General features: G+C 42.3%; 27 protein-coding genes, 1 pseudogene, 1 riboswitch and 1 other annotated feature. All 28 genes and pseudogenes read right to left on the reverse strand.

Annotated features, from left to right (window positions below; all coding sequences use genetic code 11):
* Positions 1-25 precede the first annotated feature (25 nt).
* A complete protein-coding gene (locus WAX46_RS01190) occupies positions 26-1090 on the reverse strand; it encodes an inorganic phosphate transporter (RefSeq protein ID WP_226566902.1) in 1065 nt (354 codons plus the stop codon).
* Positions 1091-1103: 13 nt separating this feature from the next.
* A complete protein-coding gene (locus WAX46_RS01195) occupies positions 1104-1805 on the reverse strand; it encodes a phosphoadenylyl-sulfate reductase (RefSeq protein WP_336493224.1) in 702 nt (233 codons plus the stop codon).
* 160 nt (positions 1806-1965) lie between these two features.
* A riboswitch (SAM riboswitch) is annotated at positions 1966-2068 on the reverse strand.
* A gap of 137 nt (positions 2069-2205) precedes the next feature.
* Positions 2206-2844: an orotate phosphoribosyltransferase gene (gene pyrE, locus WAX46_RS01200; RefSeq protein ID WP_336493225.1), complete on the reverse strand. Its 639-nt coding sequence runs from the start codon at positions 2842-2844 to the stop codon at positions 2206-2208.
* A 7-nt stretch (positions 2845-2851) separates the two neighbouring features.
* On the reverse strand, positions 2852-3556 hold the full coding sequence (gene pyrF, locus WAX46_RS01205) for an orotidine-5'-phosphate decarboxylase (RefSeq protein WP_226566905.1): 705 nt from the start codon (positions 3554-3556) through the stop codon (positions 2852-2854).
* Positions 3528-4460 (reverse strand): dihydroorotate dehydrogenase, encoded by a 933-nt coding sequence (locus WAX46_RS01210; protein ID WP_336493226.1) that lies wholly within the window; start codon positions 4458-4460, stop codon positions 3528-3530. Before WAX46_RS01210 ends, pyrF begins: the two co-directional genes overlap by 29 nt.
* On the reverse strand, positions 4454-5230 hold the full coding sequence (locus WAX46_RS01215) for a dihydroorotate dehydrogenase electron transfer subunit (RefSeq protein WP_336493227.1): 777 nt from the start codon (positions 5228-5230) through the stop codon (positions 4454-4456). Before WAX46_RS01215 ends, WAX46_RS01210 begins: the two co-directional genes overlap by 7 nt.
* Complete coding sequence (gene carB, locus WAX46_RS01220) at positions 5227-8442, reverse strand: carbamoyl-phosphate synthase (glutamine-hydrolyzing) large subunit (RefSeq protein ID WP_226566908.1); 3216 nt, start codon at positions 8440-8442, stop codon at positions 5227-5229. Before carB ends, WAX46_RS01215 begins: the two co-directional genes overlap by 4 nt.
* Positions 8427-9521, reverse strand: coding sequence for a carbamoyl phosphate synthase small subunit (locus tag WAX46_RS01225; RefSeq protein ID WP_336493228.1), 1095 nt, complete (start codon positions 9519-9521; stop codon positions 8427-8429). The genes carB and WAX46_RS01225 overlap by 16 nt, the downstream gene beginning before the upstream one ends.
* On the reverse strand, positions 9518-10804 hold the full coding sequence (locus WAX46_RS01230) for a dihydroorotase (RefSeq protein WP_336493229.1): 1287 nt from the start codon (positions 10802-10804) through the stop codon (positions 9518-9520). Before WAX46_RS01230 ends, WAX46_RS01225 begins: the two co-directional genes overlap by 4 nt.
* Positions 10788-11711 carry an aspartate carbamoyltransferase catalytic subunit gene (locus WAX46_RS01235; protein WP_336493230.1) on the reverse strand — a complete coding sequence of 308 codons (924 nt, stop codon included), beginning with the start codon at positions 11709-11711 and terminating at the stop codon, positions 10788-10790. Before WAX46_RS01235 ends, WAX46_RS01230 begins: the two co-directional genes overlap by 17 nt.
* Positions 11712-11841: 130 nt before the next feature.
* Complete coding sequence (locus tag WAX46_RS01240) at positions 11842-13161, reverse strand: uracil-xanthine permease family protein (protein WP_336493231.1); 1320 nt, start codon at positions 13159-13161, stop codon at positions 11842-11844.
* A gap of 158 nt (positions 13162-13319) precedes the next feature.
* On the reverse strand, positions 13320-13862 hold the full coding sequence (gene pyrR, locus WAX46_RS01245; RefSeq protein ID WP_226566913.1) for a bifunctional pyr operon transcriptional regulator/uracil phosphoribosyltransferase PyrR: 543 nt from the start codon (positions 13860-13862) through the stop codon (positions 13320-13322).
* Positions 13863-14032: 170 nt separating this feature from the next.
* Positions 14033-14947 (reverse strand): RluA family pseudouridine synthase, encoded by a 915-nt coding sequence (locus WAX46_RS01250; protein WP_336493232.1) that lies wholly within the window; start codon positions 14945-14947, stop codon positions 14033-14035.
* Positions 14944-15411: a signal peptidase II gene (gene lspA, locus WAX46_RS01255; RefSeq protein ID WP_226566915.1), complete on the reverse strand. Its 468-nt coding sequence runs from the start codon at positions 15409-15411 to the stop codon at positions 14944-14946. Before lspA ends, WAX46_RS01250 begins: the two co-directional genes overlap by 4 nt.
* Before the next feature lie 94 nt (positions 15412-15505).
* Positions 15506-15880, reverse strand: coding sequence for a TraR/DksA family transcriptional regulator (locus WAX46_RS01260; RefSeq protein ID WP_336493233.1), 375 nt, complete (start codon positions 15878-15880; stop codon positions 15506-15508).
* A gap of 159 nt (positions 15881-16039) precedes the next feature.
* On the reverse strand, positions 16040-18805 hold the full coding sequence (ileS, locus tag WAX46_RS01265; protein WP_336493234.1) for an isoleucine--tRNA ligase: 2766 nt from the start codon (positions 18803-18805) through the stop codon (positions 16040-16042).
* Between the two features lie 60 nt (positions 18806-18865).
* Positions 18866-19103: a binding site (T-box leader), on the reverse strand.
* 59 nt (positions 19104-19162) lie between these two features.
* Complete coding sequence (locus tag WAX46_RS01270; RefSeq protein WP_008344947.1) at positions 19163-19657, reverse strand: DivIVA domain-containing protein; 495 nt, start codon at positions 19655-19657, stop codon at positions 19163-19165.
* A 26-nt stretch (positions 19658-19683) separates the two neighbouring features.
* The gene (locus WAX46_RS01275; RefSeq protein ID WP_226566918.1) at positions 19684-20460 is read right to left on the reverse strand and encodes a YlmH family RNA-binding protein; all 777 of its coding nucleotides are present in this window, start codon (positions 20458-20460) and stop codon (positions 19684-19686) included.
* A 54-nt stretch (positions 20461-20514) separates the two neighbouring features.
* Positions 20515-20796, reverse strand: a complete 282-nt coding sequence (locus WAX46_RS01280) for a YggT family protein (protein WP_226566919.1) — start codon at positions 20794-20796, stop codon at positions 20515-20517.
* 6 nt (positions 20797-20802) lie between these two features.
* Positions 20803-21261 (reverse strand): cell division protein SepF, encoded by a 459-nt coding sequence (locus tag WAX46_RS01285; protein ID WP_226566920.1) that lies wholly within the window; start codon positions 21259-21261, stop codon positions 20803-20805.
* A 1-nt stretch (position 21262) separates the two neighbouring features.
* Positions 21263-21952, reverse strand: coding sequence for a YggS family pyridoxal phosphate-dependent enzyme (locus WAX46_RS01290; protein ID WP_226566969.1), 690 nt, complete (start codon positions 21950-21952; stop codon positions 21263-21265).
* A gap of 9 nt (positions 21953-21961) precedes the next feature.
* Entirely contained in the window at positions 21962-22825 is an 864-nt protein-coding gene (gene pgeF / locus WAX46_RS01295) for a peptidoglycan editing factor PgeF (protein ID WP_442895647.1), read from the reverse strand.
* A 201-nt stretch (positions 22826-23026) separates the two neighbouring features.
* Entirely contained in the window at positions 23027-23263 is a 237-nt protein-coding gene (locus WAX46_RS01300) for a YlmC/YmxH family sporulation protein (RefSeq protein WP_008344958.1), read from the reverse strand.
* 147 nt (positions 23264-23410) lie between these two features.
* A pseudogene (locus tag WAX46_RS01305) lies at positions 23411-23566 on the reverse strand (ATP-binding cassette domain-containing protein); the annotation flags it as partial.
* 158 nt (positions 23567-23724) lie between these two features.
* Positions 23725-24081 (reverse strand): PTS glucitol/sorbitol transporter subunit IIA, encoded by a 357-nt coding sequence (locus WAX46_RS01310; RefSeq protein ID WP_226566923.1) that lies wholly within the window; start codon positions 24079-24081, stop codon positions 23725-23727.
* 26 nt (positions 24082-24107) lie between these two features.
* Positions 24108-25118: a PTS glucitol/sorbitol transporter subunit IIB gene (gene srlE / locus WAX46_RS01315; RefSeq protein WP_226566924.1), complete on the reverse strand. Its 1011-nt coding sequence runs from the start codon at positions 25116-25118 to the stop codon at positions 24108-24110.
* A 16-nt stretch (positions 25119-25134) separates the two neighbouring features.
* Positions 25135-25662: a PTS glucitol/sorbitol transporter subunit IIC gene (gene srlA / locus WAX46_RS01320; protein WP_226566925.1), complete on the reverse strand. Its 528-nt coding sequence runs from the start codon at positions 25660-25662 to the stop codon at positions 25135-25137.
* A 32-nt stretch (positions 25663-25694) separates the two neighbouring features.
* Positions 25695-26111 carry a transcriptional regulator GutM gene (locus WAX46_RS01325; protein ID WP_336493236.1) on the reverse strand — a complete coding sequence of 139 codons (417 nt, stop codon included), beginning with the start codon at positions 26109-26111 and terminating at the stop codon, positions 25695-25697.
* Positions 26112-26121 lie beyond the last annotated feature (10 nt).

Raw genomic sequence — 26121 nt, forward strand, 5'->3', positions numbered from 1 at the left:
TAGATGTTAATAGTCGGATTTGAGATTAAATCCCGCCGCCCTGTTCATGTATAGAGCTGCTTTCATTTTTGACTGCCTTCATCAGACTCAACGCACCGAGTGATGCAAGCAGTACACTTATCATGATAAAAATTGAATAGTAGTCTTCTTTTAAGAAAAGGCTTACCAGCAAATATGATAGGCTAAGTGATAAGAAGGGTGACACAACCCAGACCTTCAGCATTTTTTTCACGACATGCTTATGGAAAATGTTCGGTCCATCCTTAGCCATCCCGAGGCCAATAATGGACGAGGAGGTGATTTGGGTAAGTGGAACTGGCAACCCAAAAATAGAGCTGACGATCACAAGTCCAGCACCAGTACTAGATAACAAAATTCCTTCACCTGTTTGATAGCGGGTGATTTTCTTTCCGTTTGTTTCAAGTACTCTTCTACCAAGAAAAAGAGCACCTAGTGCAACGAAGGCCCCGCCATAAAGTGTCCCTTGACCAATGGACAAAACGCCTGAAGAAACAAGCGGACCTACAGCATTTGCAACGTTGTTCATCCCAGCTGAAAATGCCTCTAGAAACCCACTGATGATTAACACGATCGATAAAACCACTGTGCCTTTTTTTGATAATGGGCGTTTAGGGAACATTTTGATGATTTTGACCACAGCAAATGTAAACGCAAAAGCAACAATTGGAATGATGACCCAAAATGACACAATGACTAAAATAAATTTCACATATAATACTTTATATGCGACCGCAACACCAACGACAGCCCCTACTGTGACCTCACTCGTTGATAAAGGGATGGCCAATAAGTTAGCTATGAAGAGTGATAATGCAGCGGAGCCAATGATAATACAAACGATTTCAAGTGTAATCACAGATTCTGGCATAATCCCAGAGCTGATTGTTTTGACGACCTCAACTCCGCCAATCACTGAACCTGCTAAAATTCCAGCTGCACAAACGCTAAGTGCATAAATCGGCTTTTGAATGGCACCCGATCCATACGCTATCCCCATAGAAGCAGCTGCTCCGCTTGCGCCAATATTTAAAGCAAAGAATAAGCTAAATAAAATTGCGGCGATTTCCATAGATTATGCTCCCTTACTCATGTAATCCGCACTCTGTCTTTGCTGTACCTGACCATCTTCCAGAACGCAAATCATCTGCAGTGAAGGCAGGCTGTGTACATGGTGCACAGCCAATACTAGGATATCCTTGGTCATGAAGCAGATTATAAGGAAGATTCTCTCTAGACGCATATCTCCATATGTCCTTCCACGTCCAATGAATGAGCGGGCATACTTTCACTGATTTAAATTTTTCATCCTTATTTAAAAATTTAGTACCAGCTCGTTTTGGTGATTGCTCTCTTCTTAAGCCAGAAAGCCATGCCGGATAGTCAGATAGTGCTTCTTGCAAAGGAATGACCTTCCGCATATGGCAGCAGCTTTGAGGATTTGTTTCCCATAATTTATCACCATGCTGCTCGTTTTGCTGTTCAACCGTCAGCTCAGGTGTTTTCAGCACGATGTCTAAACCGGAGTATCTTTCCTTAATTGCATCAATTGTGTCGTATGTTTCCTTGAAATGTAGACCTGTATCTAAAAAGACAATTCTCGCATCCTTTTTGACTTTCGCAATTAAATCGATTAGGACAATGCCCTCAATGCCAAAACTGCATGCATAAACAAGTTGATCACCATAATGACCGTACGCCCATTTCAGCACGGATAGGGTTTCTTTATACAAATCTTCCTCTTGAAACGTAATGGACGGCTCTTGCCAATTTTCATAAGTTAACATTGTTTCTCCCCTTCCGGAGTACTCGTCATCTTGAATCGCTCGCACTACTTTCATCTAACTTTTTCATTTTTCTCTACTTACATCAATTGTTCTTCCACCTCATTGTTAAAATAAAAAAACTTTCTTTCAGTCCGAAAGAAAGATGAGGAAGCTTACGGTTTCCTTATCTTTCAAAACAGAATCATTTTGCAGGAAGTAGCACCTTGCTAATTGCAGGTTGCCGGGCTTCATCGGGCCAGTCCCTCCACCTCTCTGGATAAGAGTTTTAATTTGTATTAAATATTAACACAATTCCAATAAAAGTCAACCCGACTTTATTGATAGGATTAGTTTCCATTGGAATTTGAGTCTATTTTACTATTTTAACCAAATGAAAAAGCTATGCAGCTAGGCACAGCTTTTAGTCCGTTTCTTCCATCCAAGATGCAGAGGAAGGATCTTGTCTCCAGCGTTTTAATTTATTCATAGCCGAAGGCTCGATTGCTTTTAGCTCTAGAGCCACTTCTATCAGTGTGTCATAGTCTGTTAGTGTGACATATGGAATGTTTTTTTTCTGAAAAGCAGCAACTGCCTTTGGCAGTCCGTATGTGAAAATAGCCACAACGCCAAGTACGTCACAGTCTTCTTCTTGAAGTGCAGCGACAACTTCAAGGACACTGCCCCCAGTTGAAATGAGGTCTTCTACAACGACAACCTTTTGGCCAAACGATACGGCCCCTTCAATTTGATTCCCTTTACCGTGTGCCTTTGGCTTACTTCTGACATAACACATCGGAACGTTCAGACGGTCTGCCGCTAATGCCGCATGCGGAATGCCTGCTGTTGCAGTACCTGCGACCACCTCCGCTCCCTCGAAATGAGTAAGAATCAGATCTTTTAGTCCATCAGCAATGTCCTGTCTCACTTCTGGGTACGACAAGGTCAGGCGATTGTCACAGTAAATCGGTGATTTGATGCCGCTAGCCCATGTAAACGGTTCGTCTGGTTTTAATGCGACAGCTTTGATTTGCAATAGATGTTGAGCAATTTTCGTTTTCATCCGGCAGTCACTCCCACTCTTTCTTAATTTGATAATAAGCTTCCAAAGGGTTTGCGGCTTTCGTGATGGATCTTCCAACAACAATTTGTGAAACACCTTGCTCTTTTGCAAAGGCAGGTGTCGCCACACGCTTTTGGTCATCGGTTTGATCATTCGTTAAACGAATCCCTGGTGTCACAGTGAGAAAGGAAGGTGAGATTTGCTCATGTAGCGATTTTGACTCATGAACAGAACATACAACACCGTCGAGTCCGCTCTCGTACGCCATTTGCCCGTAATGTAGCACAGTCTCTTGCAGTGGCCGGTCAATTAGTAATTCTTTTTTCATGATGTCTTCAGACGTACTTGTGAGCTGAGTCACAGCAATAATGACTGGTCTGCTTTGTCCAGCAGGCGTTCCGCTTTCAAGCCCCTCTACCGCAGTTTGCATCATTCTTTTCCCGCCAGATGCATGCACATTGACCATATCAACGCCAAGCGTGGCAAGCCGGTTCATTGCTTTTTGCACCGTTGTTGGAATGTCATGTAACTTCAAGTCAAGGAAAATACGACAATTTTTTTCTTTCAGTGTTTCAAGAATAGCAGGTCCTTCTTGGTAAAAAAGCTCCATGCCGACCTTCACAAATAATGGTGTCCCTTCAAAGGGATCTAAAAAGGCAAGCGCCTCACGCCCTGATGGAAAATCAAGCGCGATGATGGGCAAGTGCTTCATTCTTCCAGCTCCTTCCAATACATTCCTCTACAGATGAATAACCATAAGCCGCTAACACATTCGGCAGCTCTTCAATGATTTCTGGGCAAATAAATGGGTTCACAAAATTAGCTGTCCCGACAGCTACTGCACTGGCACCTGCTAATAAAAATTCAAGTACATCTTCAGCACTTTGCACCCCTCCCATCCCGATAATCGGAATAGAAACCGCTTGACTGACCTCATGCACCATTCGAACTGCGACAGGTTTTACAGCCGGGCCTGATAATCCGCCTGTTTTATTGGCCAAAATGGGTTTCCCTGTTTTTAAATCAAGACGCATGCCAATTAAGGTGTTAATCATAGTGAGCCCATCCGCTCCAGCAGCTTCAATCGCTCTAGCAATCTCAACAATATTGGCTACATTAGGAGACAGTTTCACATAGACAGGAACGGAAGAGACTTCCTTGACCTCTTTTGTCAATGTCGCGGCCATCTGCTGATCCGTACCAAATGCGATCCCGCCTGTTTTGACATTCGGACAGGAGATATTCAGTTCGAGGGCATGGACATTCTTTGCTTGACTGATTTGTTTTGCTACTTCGACATAATCATCAACCTGCGAACCTGCAACGTTTGCAATAATCGGTGTTTCAAACCGTTCAAGCCAAGGCAATTCATTTTCAAGCACCCCGTTCAGACCTGGGTTTTGAAGGCCGATCGCATTCAGCATACCGGCTCCAGTCTCGGCTACCCTCGGTGTTGGGTTGCCAAATCTCGGTTCAAGGGTGGTGGCTTTGATCATGATGCCGCCAAGCATAGATAAATCATATAATGAAGCAAATTCTCTTCCGAATCCAAAGCATCCTGATGCAGGAATAATTGGGTTCTTTAAAGATAAACCGGGTAATTCAACGCTTAACATGACAATGCCACCTCCTCTGCTTTAAAGACAGGTCCATCAAGACAAACTTTGACGTAAGGCTTTTCGTGCTGATCGGTATGACAAACACAAGCAAAGCATGCACCAATGCCGCAGCCCATTCGTTCTTCCATTGAAATATAGACTGGCTTATCCGGATATGTGTCCTTTAGTGCTTTTAGCATAGGTGTCGGTCCGCATGAAAGCAGCACATCAAAGCTTAAGTTCTTCTCTTCGATGACACTTGTCACGAAGCCTTTTGAACCGTACGTTCCATCAACAGTCGCGATAAAAGTATTTCCGAGTGCTTGAAATGTCTCCTCGTAAAATACGTCCTTTTTCGATTGAAAGCCGAGGACATGTTTCACGATAACGCCTTTTTTCTTTAAACGCTTCGATAGCTCATATAGCGGCGGCACACCAATTCCTCCACCGACCAGTAATGCCGTCTGCCCGGGCTGAACGACTGAAGGATCGTATCCGTTCCCAAGCGGCCCTAATACATCAACTGATTCTCCCGCTCGCTTTTGGGAAAGGAGCTTTGTGCCCTCTCCCTCTGCGCGGAAAATGATGGTTGCTTCTTTTTTCTCGGCATGAATGTTGGCAATACTGATCGGTCTTCTCAGTAGCGGTGTCATGGATTCGCTGACCTTTATATGAAGAAACTGTCCAGCCGTTTGAAATGATTCCACAAGGTCACCTTTTAATGTCATTTCGTAAATATGATCAGCGATCTCTCGGTTAGAGACGACCGTCAAGTATGCTTTTTTCATATTGTTACTGTCACCTCAGCATTCGTTTTCACTTCTGGCATTTCGTCTGCTCTAAATGTCATGCTCTCCAGCACTCTTAAAATGGCTTCTGCCGTATCTAGTGACGTTAAGCAAGCCACTCCATTTTCAACAGATTCACGTCTGATTTTAAAGCCATCTCTTGCCGGCTGTTTTCCTTTTGTCAGTGTGTTGATGACAAATTGGGCTTCACCGTTTCGAATGACATCGAGAAGATTCTTTCCTTCTTCTCCTATTTTGCCGACAACACTTGATGGGATGGATGCTCGTTTTAAGTATTTAGCTGTTCCTTCTGTCGCTAAAATATGATAGCCGATGGAATGGAACCTTCTTGCAATCTCAAGTCCTTCTTCTTTATCCTTGTCAGCGACTGTCAAGAGAACCGTTCCGTCATTTGGAATTTGAATCCCTGATGCAATCAATCCTTTATAGAGGGCTTTTTCGATTGTGACATCTTTCCCCATGACTTCACCTGTTGATTTCATCTCAGGCCCAAGTGTAATATCCACTCTTCTTAGTTTTGCAAAAGAGAAGACTGGGACTTTCACGTACACCCCATCTTGCTCTGCGCGAAGTCCTTCTTGATAGCCATAGTTTTTGAGCTTGTCACCTAAAATGACTTTTGTTGCTAGATTCGCCATAGGAATGCCCGTAATTTTACTTAGGAATGGGACCGTCCGGCTTGAACGCGGATTCACTTCAAGCACGTACACTTCTCCTTTTGATAGAACAAATTGAATGTTAAGCAGCCCAATAATGTTGAGTCCTTTTGCGAGTTTCATTGTGTATTCTGCGATCTTCGCTTTGATGTCTTCAGATAATGTCTGCGGCGGATAGACCGCAATGGAGTCACCAGAGTGAACCCCTGCTCTTTCAATATGTTCCATAATGCCTGGGATCACGACAGTTTCTCCGTCAGATACTGCATCTACTTCAATTTCTTTTCCTGTCAAATACTTGTCAATTAAAACTGGGTGTTGCGGATTAACTTTCACCGCATTCTCCATATAATGAAGGAGCTCGGCTTCTTGGTACACAATTTCCATCGCCCGACCGCCTAACACATAGGAAGGACGGACAAGGACTGGGTAGCCGATCTGATTTGCAATCGATACGGCCTCTGGCACAGAAGTGGCTGTTTTTCCTTTTGGCTGAGGAACGCCGAGTGTTTCTAATGTTTGTTCAAACTTGTCACGGTTTTCCGCCCGGTCAAGGTCTTCAAGAGAAGTCCCAAGAATCTTAACCCCTCTATTTGATAATTCATCTGCTAAGTTGATTGCTGTTTGTCCGCCAAACTGAACAACGACACCTTCTGGTTTTTCAAGGTCGATGATGTGCATCACATCTTCTACAGTGAGTGGTTCAAAGTAGAGTTTATCTGAAATACTGAAATCTGTTGAGACTGTTTCAGGGTTGTTGTTAATAATAATGGCTTCATACCCTGCTTGTTTGATCGCCCACACAGAATGGACGGTCGCATAATCAAATTCAACCCCTTGTCCAATTCGGATTGGACCTGAGCCTAGTACGATGACACTTTTCTTGTCTGTTTGTTCTGATTCATTTTCATCTTCATATGTGCTGTAGAAATATGGTGTTTCTGATTCAAATTCAGCCGCACATGTATCAACCATTTTATAAACTGGAACGATGCCTGCTTCTTGTCTTAGATTATAGACATCTGCTTCGTTCATGTTCCACTCGCGGCTAATATAGATGTCTGAGAAACCTTTATGTTTCGCTTCTTTTAATACGTCTACATTGCCTTTCTTTTCTTTTAACGTCTTTTCAAATGCGATGATGCCTTCTAGTTTATGAAGGAAGAAATAATCAATTTTTGAGAATTCATGAATCTGTTCGACTGTATAGCCCCTTCTAAGCGCCTCAGCGATATAAAATAGTCGCTCGTCTCCTGCTTTGATAATTCGCTTTTCGAGTACTTCGTTTGTGATGTCAGCTTCATCTTTTAATTCAATATGATGCACATCCGCTTCAAGTGAGCGTACAGCCTTTAAAAGAGACTCCTCTAATGTACGGCCGATCGCCATGACTTCACCCGTTGCTTTCATTTGAGTACCAAGACGTCTGTTGGCAGATTCAAATTTATCGAACGGCCAGCGCGGGATTTTTGAAACGATATAGTCAAGTGCTGGCTCGAAAGCGGCATATGTTTTACCTGTGACTGGGTTCATCATTTCATCAAGCGTTAGGCCGACAGCAATTTTCGCTGCAAGTTTTGCAATTGGATATCCTGTCGCTTTAGATGCAAGCGCAGAAGAACGGCTTACGCGCGGGTTTACTTCGATGATATAGTATTGAAAGCTGCTCGGGTCAAGCGCCAGCTGTACGTTACAGCCGCCTTCAATGCCAAGTGCGCGGATCAGCTTGAGGGAGACATTACGAAGCAGCTGATATTCACGGTCACTTAAGGTTTGGCTTGGCGCAACGACAATACTATCACCTGTGTGGATGCCGACAGGATCAAAGTTTTCCATGTTGCAAACAACGATCGCATGGTCACCACTGTCACGCATGACTTCATATTCAATTTCTTTAAAGCCTGCAATACTCTTTTCAAGTAAGCATTGTGTGACCGGGCTTAGCTTAAGACCGTTCTCGACGATTTCTTTCAGTTCTTGCTCGTTTGTACAAATTCCGCCGCCCGTTCCGCCTAATGTATAGGCTGGTCTTACAATGACAGGGAAGCCGATTTGATTCGTAAACGCCATCGCTTCTTCAAGATTATGAATGATTTCACTTTCTGGTACAGGTTCATTTAGTTCGTTCATCAGATTACGGAATAAATCTCTGTCCTCTGCTTTTTGAATAGCTGAGAGCTTTGTTCCAAGTACTTCAACGCCGCATTCAGCTAATACGCCAAGGTCTGATAATTCAACGGCAAGGTTCAGCCCAGTTTGTCCGCCAAGTGTAGGTAAGATCGCATCAGGACGTTCTTTTCGAATGATTCGTGTTAAAAATTCTGGTGTCAGTGGTTCGATGTATACCTTGTCCGCCATTTCTGTATCTGTCATGATCGTCGCAGGATTGGAATTGACAAGAACGACTTCATAGCCCTCTTCTTTTAGTGCTAAGCAAGCCTGTGTGCCTGCATAGTCAAACTCCGCTGCCTGACCGATGATGATGGGACCTGATCCGATAACTAAAATCTTTTTGATGTCTAAGCGTTTTGGCATACTTCTTCCCCTTCTTTCTCAGTCGTATGAATCATTTCCATGAATTGATCAAATAAGTAATTGGCATCTTCTGGACCAGGTGACGCTTCTGGGTGATACTGTACAGTGAATGCTGGTGCTTCTTTATGCTTTAATCCTTCAACCGTATTGTCATTTAGTGCAATATGAGTGACTTCGAGTAAGTCTTCGTTAATCGCACTTACCGTGTAGCCATGGTTTTGAGACGTCAAGGTCACCTTTCCAGTGGCTAGTTCTTTGACTGGGTGATTTGATCCTCTATGGCCAAACTTCATTTTTTCTGTACTAGCACCGCAAGCAAGAGCGAATAACTGGTGTCCTAAACAAATACCAAAGAGTGGTACCTTTCCAATGAGCTGTTTAATCATTTCAACCGCTTCTGGTACATCGACTGGGTCCCCAGGTCCGTTTGAAAGCATGATGCCGTCAGGCTTTAACTGCAGCACTTCATCTGCAGTGATATTGTATGGCACCACAACGACATCACAGTCACGCTTATTGAGCTCGCGCAAAATGCCGTGCTTCATGCCGAAATCCACAAGCACAATTCTTTTTCCTCTTCCTGGGCTTGGGTACGCATTTTTCACAGATACTTGACTCACTTGATCTGTTGGCATCTGCATCGTTTGAAGGCGGCGCACAACATCATCCACTTGTTCACCCGGTCCTGCAAAAGCCCCTCTTAATGCCCCTGCACTTCGAATCATTCTTGTCAGCTTTCGTGAGTCGATTCCGCTAAGACCCGGAATGTTTTTCATTTTTAAGTATTCATCGAGTGAATATGAAGAGCGCCAGTTTGAGGGCTTTTCACAAAGCTCTTTCACAATCAGCCCTTTCACAAACGGTGTGATCGATTCAAAATCATCACGGTTAATGCCATAGTTGCCGATAAGCGGGTAAGTGAGTGTGACAATTTGTCCGCAGTATGATGGGTCAGACAAAATCTCTTGATAGCCCGTCATCCCTGTGTTAAAGACGACTTCTCCGACTGACGCTTTTAAGCTGCCAAAGCCTGTCCCTTCGAATACTGTTCCGTTTTCTAGCACTAAGCGTCTCTTCATTTTACTAGTCTCCCCTCTTCATAAACGACTTTCCCAGATGCAAGTGTCATGACCGGCCATCCTGATACAGTCAATTTGTCAAACGGTGTATTTTGTCCTTTAGATAAGAAGCTTTTTTTATCGATTTCCATTTCTTTGTTTAAATCAATCAGTGTGATATCAGCTACTTGGCCCTCTTCTAGCTTTCCGTATGGAAGAGAAAAGGCTTTTGCTGGTTTGATGGTCATATAATCAACGAGTTCTTTTAAAGTCCATTCGCCTGTTTTCACAAAGCGTGTGTACAGAAGCGGGAAGGCTGTTTCAAGGCCTACAATCCCAAAAGGTGCACACTGCATCGTTTCATGTTTTTCTTCTTCTGTATGCGGCGCATGGTCTGTCGCGATGAAATCAATCGTTCCATCTAAAAGTCCCTCGATGAGTGCCTCGCGATCCTCTATCCCTCTTAGCGGCGGGTTCATTTTATAGTTTGTATCAAGACCCGGGATGTCCGTATCACATAAAAGCAAATGATGGGGCGAAACCTCAGCCGTCACACGAATGCCTGCTTTTTTTGCATCACGAACGACTCGCACAGATTCTTTCGTACTGATATGACATACATGATAATGACAGTTCGCTGCTTCTGCTAAGAGAACATCTCTTGCAATATGCACCGATTCACAAATGGACGGTATTCCGTTTAACCCATTTACTTGTGAAAATTCCCCTTCATGAACGCACCCTCCGTAAATAAGCGAGTTATCTTCACAGTGCGCCACAATCGCTTGATCAAGGCTAGCTGCCTTTTTCATGGATTCGTACATCATACCCGCTGTTTGGATGCCAACTCCGTCATCCGTAAAGGCAAAGGCACCTGCTTCTTTTAACGCTGCAAAGTCCGTCATTTCTTCTCCAATTTGTCTAGTGGTAATAGAGGCGTATGGCAGCACTCTTACAGATGAGGTCTCTTCGATTCGATTCATGAGCCATTCCATTTGCTCTTTTGTATCTGGAACTGGTCGTGTATTAGGCATAGCAGCAATCGTCGTATAACCGCCTCTTGCCGCTGCCTTAGAACCTGTTTCAATGGTTTCCTTTTTCTCTCCGCCTGGCTCTCTTAAATGCACATGCAGATCAATCAAACCTGGTGACACAAATAGTCCTTTAGCATCAATGACCTCTTCTCCGTCTTCTCTTTCTAAGTGACCAATTGCTTTGATCACTTCTCTTTCTACCCTAATATCCTGCTGCACTCTTTTCCCTGTGCTTGTTAAGATAAAACCGTTTTTAATGAGATATGACATAGACAGAATCTCTCCCTTTTTGATGTAGTCTGCTATTTTGAAAAGCTCTTTTTAAAACAGCCATTCGGATATACACACCATTTTCCATTTGTTTGAAAATCCTTGACTGCTTTGATTCCACTAAAGAATCATCGATTTCAACACCTCTGTTCACAGGTGCTGGATGCATAATAATGGCTCGTTCTTTCATTTTGCTTGCCCTATCTACTGTTAATCCATAGGTAGATAAGTAATCCTCACTGCCCATCTTTTCTGTATGCCTTTCATGCTGAATTCTCAGCAGCATCACCACATCAGAGCGTTTGATGGCTTCATCAACTTCGACATACGTTCCGTGAGGGTTTTGTTTATCTTGGAAGGAAGTTGGTCCTGAAAAGAGCACTGTTGCTCCTAGTCTTGAGAGGACCTCAGCATTCGACCTTGCCACCCGGCTATGTTTGATATCTCCATGAATCGAAATCGTTAAGCCTTCAAAACCGCCAAACTCTTCGAAGATCGTCATTAGGTCAAGCAGTGATTGTGTAGGGTGCTGTCCGCAGCCATCTCCAGCATTGATGATTGGAATCCCTACCTTCCCAATTAGCTCGTTGTAATATTCATCGGTGCTGTCCCGGATGACACAAGCCTTGACTCCTATGGATTCTAGCGTTTTAACAGTATCGTAAAGCGTCTCTCCCTTTTGAACAGAGGTACTTGCTGCATCTAGGCTAAGCACATTCATTCCAAGCTTCTTTTCCGCTACTTCGAAGCTAAAGCGTGTTCTTGTACTTGGTTCAAAGAAAAGGTTCGCCACAAATTCTCCTGCCAATCCATGTTCCTGTTTCCCATTTTTCAGCGCAGCTGCTTCCTCAATTAGCTGTAAAATCTCTTCCTTAGACAAACTGCTCATTGTCGATAGATCATTCATTTTTCTTCCCCCTCTAGTTTTTCATCACTTTCAGGTTCAAAAAAACCCTAAGCCTTGGCAGCTTAGGGTTCTCCAAAAGAAGCAGCAGCACATTCTGCTCATTTTAGAACCCTTGTCAGCCTCACTGGACTTATTTTAAAAGGTTTTCTGTATTCGATTCATTTGACTCGTCTCCCTCTACCTTTTGATGCGGTAGGATCAGGTTTAACAGGACGCCCGTAATCGCAGCGAGTGCCATTCCGGATAATGTGAGATTGATTTGTTTCACCTCAATGAATGCCCCGCCAATTCCAATAACTAAGATGACAGATGCGATAATGAGATTGCGCTTTTCTTCAAAGTTCACTTTATGATCAATCAGGATTCTCAGGCCGCTCGAGGCAATGATTCCAAAGAGAAGGAACGAAACACCTCCCATGACTGCGGACGGAACTGTACTGATTAATGCTGAAATTTTCCCAACAAAGCCGAAGCAGATCGCAAACACTGCTGCTCCTACGATGACGAAGATACTAAACACTCTGGTGATGGCAAGTACGCCAATGTTCTCCCCATAAGTCGTTGTTGGTGGTCCGCCAATGAGTGAAGCGAAGATGGTCGCCGCACTGTCTCCTAAAATGGAGCGGTGAAGTCCTGGCTTTTGAATAAAATCTTGCCCTACGACCTTGCTTAATACCACTTGGTGGCCAATGTGCTCAGACATGGTCACAAAGGCAACCGGCACCATCACTGTGAGAATGCTCAAGGTGACAGCAGGTGTATAGTCGACAAATGGTACGACAAATTCTGGTACAGCAAACCATTTTGCGTCAATGACCGGCTGGAAATTCACGATGCCTTGTGTTAAGGCAAAGAGATAGCCGCTGATAATACCGATTAATACTGGAATCAGGCTAAGGAACCCTCTGAGAAAAATCATGCTGATAATGGTGACAGCCAGTGTAAAGCCGGCTACCATTAAGTGCTTTAGGCTGTAAACAAGCTCAGTCGCATTCGGATCAACATACATTGCCATGTTGACAGCTGTTCCAGCTAATCCGAGTCCAATAACCATAATAACTGGTCCGACAACGACCGGCGGCAGAAGCTTCATCAGCCAGCCTGTGCCTAACCATTTAATGAATAATGCAATGAGGGCATAAGCCACACCCGCCATGAAGGCACCAACCATTGCAGCTCCTGGGCCACCTGAGGCTTTGACATTCAGTATGGGGGCGATAAAGGCAAAGGACGATCCAAGATACGCCGGAATTTGTCCTCTAGTGATGATTAAGTAAACAATGGTTCCAACACCACTTGAGATGAGCGCAACGGCTGGACTCATGTCAATGATTTTTGGTACAAGAATGGTCGCACCAAACATGGCAAACAAATGCTGGAGGCTAAGTGATAGCCATGTGAACGGTTTTGGGATATCTCGAATGCCTAAATTGGCTTTTGGCTGACTCATGATTTTCCTCCTAGATGTGTCCTTTTTCATTAAAAAAGCCTCTTTGCGAGTATGCGCAAAGAGGCTGGCCTAGAAAAACCATACACGCCATGTAGCCGTGTGAGTGGTGTCTCTGTTATTGTCCTCTTTGCAAACTCTCTGGAATGCATTTAAAAAGGTTATTTTTCATATATAGCGACAAGATCGTTTTGATCTACTTCAACGAGCTGAACCATGACCTTTTCTGCTTTTGATGTCGGAATATTTTTCCCAATATAATCCGCTCGAATGGGCAACTCACGGTGTCCTCGATCGACTAGAACAGCAAGCTGAATGGAAGACGGTCTGCCTACATCCACGAGCGCATCCATTGCTGCTCTTACGGTTCTTCCCGTGAACAGAACATCATCCACGACAATCAGTGTTTTGTCATTAATATCAGCTGGGATGTCTGCACCCTTTACAAGCGGGTCTTGATTGTCTGTCTTTTTTGTCAGGTCATCACGGTATAGTGTAATATCAAGTTCACCTACAGTAACTGGATTTCCTTCAATTTGCTCGATGCGCTCTGCAAGGCGCTTTGCAAGATGAATGCCTCTTGTCTTGATTCCCGCAAGGATGACATCCTTCATCCCTTTGTTGCGCTCAATCATTTCATGTGCAATTCGGGTAAGCGCTCGTCTTATCGCTTGTTCATCAAGAATGACTGCTTTTTGTTCCATCTTTCACACCTCTTTTTGACAAATAAAAAGCCCCTTCTGCAAAGGGCAGAGAGGGGCTTTCATTTGTGCATACACGTGTACAAATGAATCCGTTATCCTTCTCAGCCTCTCTGGACTGTTTTAAAGAATCTCCATTTCTTCGTTTATTATTTCAGAAAAAGAACTGCCTGTCAATCGTTATTTCTTAACGAATCGATAAAAGTTTGCATATCAGCTGGAATTGGTGCTGTGAACTCCATGTATTCTCCTGTTCTAGGATGATCAAATCCTAAAACCCCTGCATGCAGCAGCTGTCCATTGAAATCGACTGTTTTTCTTGGACCATATTTCGGGTCTCCTGCAAGAGGATAGCCAATATATTTCATATGGACACGAATTTGGTGTGTTCTTCCTGTTTCAAGACGGCATTCTACAAGGGTGAAATCTTGAAAGCGTTCAATCACGTCAAAATGAGTGACCGCCTGCTTTGCGTTTCCTTTTGTAACGGTCATGCTTTGGCGGTCTTTTTTGTCTCTACCAATTGGTGCGTCAATTGTTCCTGTATCATGCTGGATGATGCCATGGACAACTGCGGTGTATTTTCTTGTCACACTCTTGGCAACCAATTGATTGACGAGTGATTCGTGCGCCATATCATTTTTAGCAACCATTAAGAGACCAGACGTATCCTTATCAATCCGGTGGACAATTCCAGGTCTCATGACGCCATTAATGCCTGATAAGTCATTGCAATGTGCCATGAGACCATTGACAAGCGTTCCTGACACATGACCTGGTGCTGGATGAACGACCATACCTCGTGGTTTATTCACCACTAGTACGTCTTCATCCTCATAATAAATATCAAGATCCATCGGTTCTGCTTCTACATCAATTGCTTCTGGATCTGGAATCTCCACTTTGATTTGATCTTCAGCCTGGACTTTATAATTGGCTTTTACTTGCTTCCCATTTACTTCGATCTGCCCGTCCTTGACCCACTGCTGGACTTGGGTTCTTGACCATTCTGGTTTTGTCGTGCTTAAAAATTTATCAAGCCGTTCACTCGTATGTTCTTCTGAAACGGCAATGTTTATTTGATTCATGTAGTTGACTCCTTATTTTTCTTTCCATCTAACAGCATTTGAATGAAGAGGAGAATAACCCCTACACATAAAGAAGAATCTGCAATGTTAAAAATCGGGTAATGATAATCCCAAAATACGAAGTGAGCGAAATCAACCACTTCCTGACGGAAAATGCGGTCGATAAAGTTTCCAATCGCTCCGCCAAGCATTAAGGCTAACGCTACACCAAGCAGCTTGTCCTTTTGTCCATGCTTTTGCAAGTAATAGATAATTCCCGTAATAACAACGAGTGTAATCACATAGAAAAACCACATTTGCCCTTGGAGAATGCCCCAGGCGGCTCCTGAATTTCGGTGAGACGTAATATAAAAAAATCCATCAATTACTGGAATAGAATCTCCAAGTATCATATTTTTGACAATGAGCCATTTTGTTAATTGATCTAAACAAATTATAACGAATGCGATTATGTAATAGAACACACACGTTCCTCCATCTTCATACTTTGATCTTTAAGCATTTTATCAAGAAAACAGGAAGGAGTAAAGAAACTTTCATTGACAGACAAAAACCTCCCTACATGTGGAAGGCTTCAAAATGAGAATCATTTGATTCATTAGGATAAGGGGTGAATGCTTTTTTCTCGTATTGCTTATAATATAAAAAGTCGTCAGTTGTGCGGGCTGTAGGAAGAATACGCATTTGTTCAAACGGAATTGTGTGACCTGTTATCTCACATATGCCATAGGTTCCTTGCTCTATTTTTGCAATAGCGAGTGAAACATCTTGCAGTTCTTCTTTTATGTGATAAAGAATCGTTGTCGTTTTCGCTTGATTTAATGTGATATGTTCAGCGGGTGAACGAAATGATGCATATTCAAACAATTTGGATTGCAGTTCTTCTTTCATTTGAAGGAGTTCCATGTAAATCGTGTCTAGATCGCCATTCATGTCGCTATTTCAACTCCTGCCCTGTCTTGATAATCATATTGTTGCCACGACTGTTCACTTTAAAGCCATAAGATTTTTCCTTTCGTTCTAAACACTGTCATTTTCTTAAATAAAAAACGCCCCACGTATTGCGGGGCGCTAGTTGGTGTTGTCACACTGTTAATTCTGGTAATATTTCTCCACGATTTCAGCATTTTTAAGCGACAATGTTGGGTATTTTGGATTTGCACCAACATCTTTTGAAATAATGCGAGAACGTTCGCACAGTTCTCCTTCTGCTTTTTGAACAACAATACGTCCTGATGTGTATTCATGCGCTGATGCATCTGCATTCTGCTCATCTTCTACCGTTAATTCTGATATGATAAAAAGCTGCTTGACATCTTCTTTAATGGATGCAAGAAGGTCTTTTACTTCATCTGTCGCATAAATCGTCACACTTGCTTCAAGTGAACGTCCAATGACTTTCTCGTTACGCGCATTTTCTAGTGCTTTAAGAACATCATCACGTACTTCCATAAAGCGGTCGAACTTCGTTTCTGTCGCTTCTGCTTGAGGAACTGTTACACCTTTTGGCATATCTGTTAACTGAACACTTGGCTCTTCAACAAAGCTTAAGTGACTCCATAATTCATCAGCTGTGTGCGGAAGAATTGGTGCAGTCAGCTTCACTAACGCCATTATTGTTTCGTAGAAAACAGTTTGCATGCTGCGGCGGTCCGGATGATCAGCATGCTCAATGTACACCACATCTTTTGCAAAGTCGAGATAGAATGAGCTTAGCTCAATCGTACAGAAATTGTGAATTGCATGATACACGACAGCAAATTCATAATCATCAAATGCTTTTTTCACTTTATCAATCAATTTGTTTAATTTGATCAAGATATATTGATCCACTTCACGAAGCTCTTCTACTGGCACTGTATTGACAGCTGGATCAAAGTCAAATAAGTTACCATGCAGGAAGCGGAAGGTGTTACGAATTTTACGATATACTTCTGCTACTTGTTTTAAAATATCATCAGATACTGGGTGATCGGCTTGATAGTTAACAGAGGACACCCATAGTCTAAGAATCTCCGCACCTAGCTGCTTAGCCACCTTCGTCGGATCAATCGTATTGCCTAATGATTTACTCATCTTGCGCCCTTCTTTATCAAGCGTGAAGCCATGGCTTAGGACACCTTTATATGGTGCTTTTCCAGTGATAGCAACCGCTGTTGATAATGATGAGTTAAACCAGCCGCGATATTGGTCAGAGCCTTCAAGGTAAAGGTCTGCTGGACGGACAAGGTCATCTCTTTCTTCTAAAACGGCTTGGTGAGAAGAGCCTGAATCAAACCATACATCCATGATGTCTTGTTCTTTTGTGAATTCGCCATTTGGACTACCTGGATGCGTAAAGCCGTCTGGCAATAATTCCTTTGCTTCTTTTTCAAACCAAATATTTGAACCGTGTTCTCTAAATAATTGAGATACGTGCTGAATCGTTTCATCTGTGATAATTTGCTCACCATTTTCCGCATAAAAAACCGGAATTGGTACGCCCCATACACGCTGTCTTGAAATGCACCAGTCACCTCTGTCACGCACCATATTAAATAGGCGTGTTTCACCCCATGCTGGCATCCATTTTGTTTTTTTAATATTGTCTAATAAAGCTTCCCTGAAATCTTTAATGGAAGCAAACCACTGAGCGGTCGCACGATAAATTGTTGGCTTTTTCGTTCTCCAGTCATGCGGGTAGGAGTGTGTGATAAAGTCGAGCTTTTTCAGTGCGCCTTTTGCTTCAAGCTGTTCCGTGATGGCTTTATTAGCATCCTCGTAGATTAGCCCTTCAAAACCAGACGCTTCTTCTGTCATGACACCCTTTTCATCTACTGGACATAACACATCAAGACCGTATTTCATACTGACAATAAAGTCATCTTCCCCGTGACCTGGTGCTGTGTGAACACAGCCTGTTCCTGCATCAGTTGTCACGTGGTCGCCGAGCATAATGAGAGAATCTCTACCGTAAATTGGATGCTCTGCCACGATATTGTCTAATTCTTTTCCTTTTAGTGTTTTCACGACTTCGTATTCATCAAAGCCAATTGTTTTTACCACTTGTTCAACTAGCTCAGATGCGACGACATATCGCTCAACTCCGACTTTGAGCACACTGTACTCTAGGTTTGGATGAACACAGATACCAACGTTTGCAGGAATTGTCCAAGGTGTTGTTGTCCAGATGATGAATTGTTCACCATTTTTAAGTACGCCTTTCCCATCTTTCACTTTAAATGATACGTAGATGGATGGTGAGCGCTTGTCTTTATATTCAATTTCCGCTTCTGCTAGTGCTGATTCACTTGAAGGTGACCAGTTAACAGGCTTTAGCCCTTTGTAAATATAGCCTCTTTTCGCCATTTCACCAAAGACAAGAATTTGCTGCGCTTCGTATTCAGGCTTTAATGTCACATATGGATTGTCCCAGTCTGCTCTTACGCCTAATCGTTTGAACTGATTGCGCTGACCTTCGATTTGTTTCCAAGCATACTCTTCGCATCGTTTGCGGAATTCTGCTGTAGACATTTCTTTTCGTTTCACTTTTTTATTTTTAGTGAGCGCTGTTTCGATAGGTAAACCGTGTGTATCCCAGCCCGGTACGTATGGTGCGTGGAACCCGTTCATTGATTTAAAACGGACAATAAAATCTTTCAAAATTTTATTGAGTGCGTGTCCCATATGAATGTCACCATTCGCATATGGAGGTCCATCATGCAAAATAAAAGTAGGGCGTCCTTTTGTCCGCTCTAAGACCATTTGATAGATATCTTTTTCTGCCCACTGCTCTTGAATTTCAGGCTCTTTGTTTGGCAAGTTCCCTCTCATCGGGAATTCTGTTTTTGGCATTAATAAGGTGTCTTTGTAGTTCATACCCATTCCTCCATATGCAAATTTGTATTAAAAAAAACAATAAAAAAAGCCCTCTCATCCCTAAGGGACGAGAAGGCTTATCTCGCGGTACCACCCTTTTAGACAAGCGATATGAAACAGTCGCTTATCCACTCTAAAATCGTAACGTGATCAGACGCCTTTTCTTACTGATTCATTTCAGAAAAGGAACTAAAGGGGTGATCTCATTGCAGCGCTTCGTAATTTCAGGCTTCCACCATCCCTGATTCGCTTTATTACACATACAACAACTGCGAGTGTCCCTATCAAACGTTTATCTCTTGTTAATTTATGATGGTATTATATGCAACATGAGCACATCATGTCAAGATGATGCGCTTATTCTTTTTCGTCAAAGACAGCGTCAACTTCATATTCCAGCAAATGATCCCAATCATCATTTTTCAGAAGATCAAGCTGAGCTTCGATGAGCATTTGGAAACGAGTTCTAAAGACCTTCGATTGTTTCTTCAGCTCTTCGATTTCCATCGCAATTTTTCTTGATTTTGATAGCGCTTCGTTGATAATACGGTCTGCATTTTTTTCTGCTTCACGAATAATCAATTTCGCTTCTTTGTCAGAATGACGTTTCACGTCTTCAGCTGCTTCCTGTGCAACAAGAATCGATTTGTTTAATGTTTCTTCAATTGTCGCAAAATGACCTAGTCTTTCATCAAGCTCGTTGACTTTGTCTTCAAGTTCGTTTTTTTTACGAAGCACGATCTCGTAATCTTTACGTACTTGGCTTAAAAACTCATTTACTTCATCTTCGTCATAGCCACGAAAACTTTTTGTGAACGTTTTATTATGAATATCATTAGGTGTTAATGGCAACCTCGCCACCTCCAGATTCAAGTTCGTTATGTCAGAAGCTCAAATGTTACTTTAAATTTATCTTTTTTTGTCTTCCCATCAATTGTTTTTAAGTTAAAGCGGCCATATCCCCGCAATGAAAGCTGATCGCCTTCGCCAATCGTGAAGGAAGGGTCCTCAGTGACTTTCCAGTTTACTTTTACAAGGCCATTTTTGACTAAAAGCTGTGCTTTTTGCCGAGATTGCCGGCTGACTGCGGCACATACAGCGTCAAGTCGCAATGAAGAAATGGTATCTTCTTTGATATCGATCTTGCTGATGACTGGCTTTAAATCCGCCTGGCTAATTTCCTCTAATGAAACGGATGCTCTGCCGACATGTGTCAGCTGCACTTGAACAAAATCGGCTACATCGCTTGTACAAATAAACTGCACAGCGTCCTCTGAAAATAACAGATCACCGAATTTTTGTCGCTTCAAGCCTGTCCCAATAAGTGAGCCAAGGAGCTTCGGGTGTTCAATGGAAATAAACTTTTTCGCATAGTTCACCTGAAAATAAGACAGCTCAGAATCCCGAATAGACGGTTCTAAATAATCGGGATAGATCAGGGCTCTTTTGCGCTCCGCTTCCTCATACCCGCCAAAAAACATGATCCCGAGATCATTAGAATGCTTGATCACGGAATGGGTAAGAAACTGCTCACGCGGATTAAGAAAGTCTGTTAATTTCAACCGATATTGATCCAGTGCAATTTTTTTCCAGTCAAACACTTGATCGACAAATGGCTGTTCGTCTTTTCTAAAATGTTGATAAATATCGCTCATTTTGTTCCCCTTTTATGTAAAAGAGCCTGGCAGTTGCCAAGCCCGGCAGCCTGTTTACATGATTCCGGAAATCATCTGATAAAGACCTCTTAATCCATAATCTGAGGCAAAACGGATCACAAGCAATGCCACAATTGGCGAGATGTCAATCATGCCAATTGGCGGAATAATTTTACGAAATGGTTCTAAATACGGTTCACAAATGGATGCCAAAAATCGGCCAATCGTTGTTTCTCTTGCAGAAGGCACCCATGACATAAAGATGTAAATAATAATCGCGAATGAATAAATCGTTAATGCACTCTGTAAAATCTTAAAAATGTAATATAGAATCACTTTGATTTACCACCTCTGAGGTTCTTCCTCTGTTAATAACTCTGATATTGTGCCAGATACATCCACATTATCAGGTGTGCAGAGAAATATATTCGAGCCAATACGTTGAATGTCTCCACCGATTGCATAAACCGTTCCGCTTAAGAAGTCAATAATTCGCTTTGCTTGATCATGCTGAATGCGCTGCAAATTTACGACGACTGCACGCCTGTTTTTAATATGGTCTGCAATCTCTTGCGCCTCTGCATAAACCCGCGGCTCACTTAACACCACTTTAGAGGATTTCTGCATGCTTTGCAAGCTGACGACATTTTGTTTTCCTGTCTGCGGACGCTCTTGAAATGCCGCTTTGTCTTTTGTTCCTTTTTCTTCTTGAGCTGGTTCTCTTTCTTCATCAATGTATTCGTACTCATACTCTTCGTCATCGAGTGTGAAAAAGCTTTTAAACTTATTTTTTATGCTCATGTCACGCACCTCCTGTTTCATTTCCAACAAGTGAAGAGCCAATCCGAACAAATGTCGCACCTTCTTCAATTGCGATTTCAAAATCGTTTGACATGCCCATCGATAAATGCTCACAAGGTGCATTTACTTGGTTAAGATGTTTCACCTCTTCTTGAAGGCTTTTTAATGTTTTAAAACAGTTTCGAATCACAGCCTGATCATCTGTGAATGGAGCCATTGTCATCAGGCCAGCAATTTCAATATGTTTGAAATCTGCGAGCTGTTTGACAAATGGAGTCACGTCTTCGCTTTGTAAGCCGTGTTTTGACTCCTCAAGAGAGGTGTTCACCTGTACAAAACAGCAAACGGTGTGATCCGCTCTTTTTTCAATTTCATTCGCAAGGGACATTCTGTCAAGCGAATGTAAATAGTCAATTGTCTGAATGACAGATTTCACTTTTCGCGTCTGTAGACTGCCGATGAAATGCCAGCTAATGTTTTCATCAGTTATCGCTGCTTGTTTTTCAAATAACCCTTTGTCACGGTTTTCACCAAAGTGCAAAATTCCAGCTTCCTTGGCTTCTAGTGCTCGTTCAATCGAGACATATTTTGTCACAGCGACGACCGATATCTCTGCTGGATTTCTACCTACTCTTTTACATGCTTCGTTAATTTGTTCATTTATTTGTCTGAAATTCTCTCGTACATTCAATTGCAATTATTATGCCTCCTTAAACCCGACATAAGACATCATACGTCCTGTTTTCCCTTGATCACGCCGGTGTGAGAAGAAAAGCTGATCGCTGCAGCTTGTGCACATCGAACTGACATGTATGTTTTCTTCTTTTATTCCTACATGAAGCAATACGTTTTTGTTTAATGTTTTCAAATCAATTTTGTATTGTCCTAGCGAAATCTCGGAATACACATAATCTGTTGAAAAAGGAAGCTTTTTTACTTGATCTATGACAACATCATCTACTATGTAGCAGCAGCTGCCAATTGATGGTCCAATGACCACTTGTATATGATCGACCTTGGCGCCTTCCTTACTGCACCATAAACCAATCATTTTTGCGCCAATTTGCTTGACGGTTCCTTTCCAGCCGGCATGAGCCGTTCCAATCAATCCATTTTGCGGAGCTAGAAAATAAAGCGGAACACAGTCAGCGAAGCAAAGAGCGAGCATCATGTTTAGTTCAGAGGTATATAAGCCGTCGGTTCCAGGCAGTGCCTCATGATAATGAAGACTTCCTCTTCCTCTTTGCTCTTTGGTGACTTTCATTATACGGTCCTCGTGTGTTTGGTCAGCAAACACCCAATCAGAGAGCGGCACAGCATTCGCATCTGCTATGACTTGACGATTCATTTGGACACTAGAAGCATCATCTCCTACATGGAGTCCAGTATTCATTGATTGATATGGAGAAAGGCTAAAGCCCCCATTTTTTGTCGTAAATCCGGCTAATACCTCTTTACCAGAACATGTCATGTTCGTCCAATCATGAATGGTCATTGCATAAGGTGATTTCTGCTGAAAGGGGTCATATTTGTATGTCAAAGCTGCCTCCCACCTTTCATTCATCTCTCTTTATATCGCTCCTATTTTACCACAAGACATGCATAGACAGTTAGTGGAATTCATTAAATATTACACTCAAATGTGCCCTTTCTACAGGATTTTTTTCAAATTGATATGAAAACGTAATCTTTTTATCCGAAAAAGACATTTGCTGAGAGTGGAGAGAAGGTTAATAAGGAAATTTCGATAGAGGGTTGGTATGAATTAAGAAGATAACCGGACAAGGATCACATCTTCGCCAATTTTTACTATATTTCGCCATGGGACGATCATTTCCTCTTCTTTTCCGAAAAATCCCATCATTTTACCTGTACCGCCTATAATAATCGCTTGTATTTTACCGCTCGTGACATTAATATCTATGTCACCAATTGTGCCTAGTTTTTTCCCGCTGGACACATCGACAACATCCTTAATTTGAAATTCAGAAATACTGATCATCTTTCCTTCCCCGCCTTTCGTTTTCTACTATAATATGTATGATGGAAAAGCAGGGATGCAGACCAATAGTTTCTCTTATCTACAATTTACATAAGTGAGGACATCCATTCCCCACATGACTTCAACAGGACATTCAAAAAAGGAAAAAAGCAAGTCAATCTCACCTGACGTTGGAAAGTAATACGAGCACAGCACATTTAATAAAGCGGTTTTCCCCGCACCATTTAATCCACAAAGCATCCAGTGTTCCTGCTTTTTCACCTCCCAGTCGACAGAGACAGAATGACGTAGCCATTTCCCAATTCTTTTTCAAGAAACATCCTTCAAGTCAAGTGATTTTCCCATGGTAAAAATTCTGAATATACAAATAATGAAAGTCTACAGCATATCGGCAAATGCTCATTTCGGTAAACCTTACATAAAAAAAGCTACTCCTTTTTAGGAACAGCTTTTCTGATCTCTTAAGAGATTTCTATACGTACGCCTTCTGTTATATCAGGATACGTATGCGGGGATGCAAAGACAGCTCCCGGTAATACATCATCAAACGGCTCTTGAAAGTAAATCGAAATATGACCAAGCTCTTTAAAGTTGTCATTTGCTTTTTTGCCAAGTGCTGTGATCGTGTAAGTTTGGTCTCCGACTCGAATGGTTCCTCCTAGTTTGAGCGGCTCTTCTTCTATATGTTCGAACTCATGAATAACGGACATGTCTTTTAATTCCTGCGGTGCTGCTGGTCCAAATAAAACAATCAGCTTTTCTTCTTTAAACTGCGGTACTAATATCCCAATTTCTTTTACAACAGATTGTGTGATCATGTATCTCGATTCCTCCTTTAAGACGTTTAATACATACCGAAGCTGGCAACATATGCGATCATAACAGATAGAATCCCTGTAATGAGACGGCTATACAAAACAGCTGGTACCCCATATTGTACCGTTTCCGGCTTCGCTTCACCAAGTGATAGCCCAACTGGAATGAAGTCACACCCTACTTGACCGTTGATAGCAAATAGTGCAGGAAGTGCAAATTGAGGCGGAATGTTACCTAGTGCAATTTGACTACCAATGAGTACACCGATGACTTGCGCAATGACTGCTCCAGGTCCTAAGACAGGTGATAGAAATGGCAATGTACACACAACAACGAGCAGTAAGAGCCCCCATAAAGATCCCGCCAAAGGTGATAGGAAATGAGCAATTAAATCCCCGATTTTTGTATAATTGATAATTCCTATTAACATACTGACAAATGCCATGAATGGGATGATGTTTTTCAAAAGCATATCAACAGAATCACGACCTGCTTGATAGAACGTGCCAGTTACTTTCCCTATTCCTCTTGAGAATCTCATGAGGAAATCACCTTTTTCCTGACGCTCGATATTTTCCTGTTTTAGCTTTGAATACGTTTCTTTAAAATTCTCTTTGTCAATGGACTCACTGCTTTCTTGACCTTCTGGTTTCGCCTCGCCATCTGATTCTTCCGCATAGGAAATATCTTTTTCTGTCACTCCTGATACGAAGATATCCTCTGTAATATGTTTTGCAAGCGGTCCAGAAGGAGAGGATGCCAAAACATCTACAGTTGGAATACGCTTCATCGGATAAAGTCCAATTCGTGCAGTTCCTCCGCAGTCAATGACAACACACATCATTTCATCTTCTGGAATGGAATTTTTAAAGCCATCACATGCTTCTGTCCCTGTCATTTCCGCGATTTTACGTGCAACTGGGTGAATACCTCCCCCTGTAATGGAAACGACCTTTCTTCTTTTACTGTTTGGTTCAAGCTCTAAGCCAGTTCCCCATCCGCCAGCACCTTTTGCAACAAATACTTTGTGGTTTGTCATGTCTAACCCTCCTCTATTATGAATCCGCTTTCATTTTTCCTGCTAAGTATTTTGTAATCCATTCAGTAATGATTCCTCGAAGTAAAATGACGACGATCCCAACTAAAAAGTAACGAACAGCAAGCTCTGACATTGAATATCCAGCTTCTTTAATCCCATTAGCAATTCCTAGGTAGACAAACAGTTCTCCTGCGTTAGCATACGGAAACAGTGATGTCACCGGATGAACAAATGAAACAGCTGAATCATAGAATGCTGGTTTTTGTTTTTCAGGTAAGAAGCGGCCAAACGTATAAGCCATTGGGTTTGTCAAAATAAGAACGGATAAGATCGGCATTAACGTATAGCGTAAAATGGTATATTTTGCTGCAAACTGGATCGCTCTATTCACTCGCTCTTCTCCAATAAACTTCATCACAGCATAGGTGAAAGTAAGCAACACAACAAGCGTTGGAACGATACCTGTGACAAGACCCATGAATTGCTTTCCGCCGGCTTCAAACATTCCGATAAAGTGCTCCCCAAACCATTGAATCCATTCCATGTTTTATCTCCCCTTTCTTTAGTTCACATTTGTTATATTTTTTTCGAAATCGAGACAAGTGCCTGCTCAGCTGCCATTGAGAGTGCTTGTATGACAGCTGATCCTTTTTTGCGTTTATTCAATGTTTGCTTCATCATATGGTGCTCATCTAGCACAGCACCTACATGCTTGCCTTCATATGAAGGGACTTCCTTAAATTTAGACAAAATCGAGACCCCGCCAAGCACATGACATTTTTGAATGATATACGATTCATCCACAATGATGAGCGCAATGGCCCCAGGACCAAATTTGCGCCGCTCCATTCCTGAAAACAAGTGATAGCCTTTCTTCCCTTTGTAGTCATCAATGAGTGTATCCATGCTTTTACGGTAGTACTTGATTTGAAAAAAAGATAAGCCATACTGCACAATGAGAATGATACAAAGTACGATTGCTAATTTTTCCATAGCCTCACGT

Origin of the sequence: Bacillus sp. FJAT-53060, assembly GCF_037104745.1 — a bacterium.
Classification (GTDB): domain Bacteria; phylum Bacillota; class Bacilli; order Bacillales; family Bacillaceae; genus Bacillus; species Bacillus stratosphericus_B.

Excerpts from the sequence above, each read along its gene's own strand:
- WAX46_RS01240 (WP_336493231.1), bottom strand. The coding sequence starts at position 13,161 with ATGAGTCAGCCAAAAGCCAATTTAGGCATTCGAGATATCCCAAAACCG.
- WAX46_RS01310 (WP_226566923.1), bottom strand. The coding sequence starts at position 24,081 with ATGATCACACAATCTGTTGTAAAAGAAATTGGGATATTAGTACCGCAG.
- WAX46_RS01215 (WP_336493227.1), bottom strand. The coding sequence starts at position 5,230 with ATGAAAAAAGCATACTTGACGGTCGTCTCTAACCGAGAGATCGCTGAT.
- WAX46_RS01235 (WP_336493230.1), bottom strand. The coding sequence starts at position 11,711 with ATGAATGATCTATCGACAATGAGCAGTTTGTCTAAGGAAGAGATTTTA.
- pyrE (WP_336493225.1), bottom strand. The coding sequence starts at position 2,844 with ATGAAAACGAAAATTGCTCAACATCTATTGCAAATCAAAGCTGTCGCA.
- ileS (WP_336493234.1), bottom strand. The coding sequence starts at position 18,805 with ATGAACTACAAAGACACCTTATTAATGCCAAAAACAGAATTCCCGATG.
- WAX46_RS01260 (WP_336493233.1), bottom strand. The coding sequence starts at position 15,880 with ATGAATGGCGATCTAGACACGATTTACATGGAACTCCTTCAAATGAAA.
- carB (WP_226566908.1), bottom strand. The coding sequence starts at position 8,442 with ATGCCAAAACGCTTAGACATCAAAAAGATTTTAGTTATCGGATCAGGT.
- WAX46_RS01210 (WP_336493226.1), bottom strand. The coding sequence starts at position 4,460 with ATGTTAAGCGTTGAATTACCCGGTTTATCTTTAAAGAACCCAATTATT.
- WAX46_RS01225 (WP_336493228.1), bottom strand. The coding sequence starts at position 9,521 with ATGAAGAGACGCTTAGTGCTAGAAAACGGAACAGTATTCGAAGGGACA.
- WAX46_RS01275 (WP_226566918.1), bottom strand. The coding sequence starts at position 20,460 with ATGAGCGATATTTATCAACATTTTAGAAAAGACGAACAGCCATTTGTC.
- WAX46_RS01230 (WP_336493229.1), bottom strand. The coding sequence starts at position 10,804 with ATGTCATATCTCATTAAAAACGGTTTTATCTTAACAAGCACAGGGAAA.
- pyrR (WP_226566913.1), bottom strand. The coding sequence starts at position 13,862 with ATGGAACAAAAAGCAGTCATTCTTGATGAACAAGCGATAAGACGAGCG.
- WAX46_RS01300 (WP_008344958.1), bottom strand. The coding sequence starts at position 23,263 with ATGATCAGTATTTCTGAATTTCAAATTAAGGATGTTGTCGATGTGTCC.
- srlA (WP_226566925.1), bottom strand. The coding sequence starts at position 25,662 with ATGGAATGGATTCAATGGTTTGGGGAGCACTTTATCGGAATGTTTGAA.
- WAX46_RS01250 (WP_336493232.1), bottom strand. The coding sequence starts at position 14,947 with ATGAATCAAATAAACATTGCCGTTTCAGAAGAACATACGAGTGAACGG.
- WAX46_RS01285 (WP_226566920.1), bottom strand. The coding sequence starts at position 21,261 with ATGAGCATAAAAAATAAGTTTAAAAGCTTTTTCACACTCGATGACGAA.
- pgeF (WP_442895647.1), bottom strand. The coding sequence starts at position 22,825 with ATGAATGAAAGGTGGGAGGCAGCTTTGACATACAAATATGACCCCTTT.
- WAX46_RS01325 (WP_336493236.1), bottom strand. The coding sequence starts at position 26,111 with ATGGAAAAATTAGCAATCGTACTTTGTATCATTCTCATTGTGCAGTAT.
- srlE (WP_226566924.1), bottom strand. The coding sequence starts at position 25,118 with ATGACAAACCACAAAGTATTTGTTGCAAAAGGTGCTGGCGGATGGGGA.
- pyrF (WP_226566905.1), bottom strand. The coding sequence starts at position 3,556 with ATGAAGCACTTGCCCATCATCGCGCTTGATTTTCCATCAGGGCGTGAG.
- WAX46_RS01195 (WP_336493224.1), bottom strand. The coding sequence starts at position 1,805 with ATGTTAACTTATGAAAATTGGCAAGAGCCGTCCATTACGTTTCAAGAG.
- WAX46_RS01190 (WP_226566902.1), bottom strand. The coding sequence starts at position 1,090 with ATGGAAATCGCCGCAATTTTATTTAGCTTATTCTTTGCTTTAAATATT.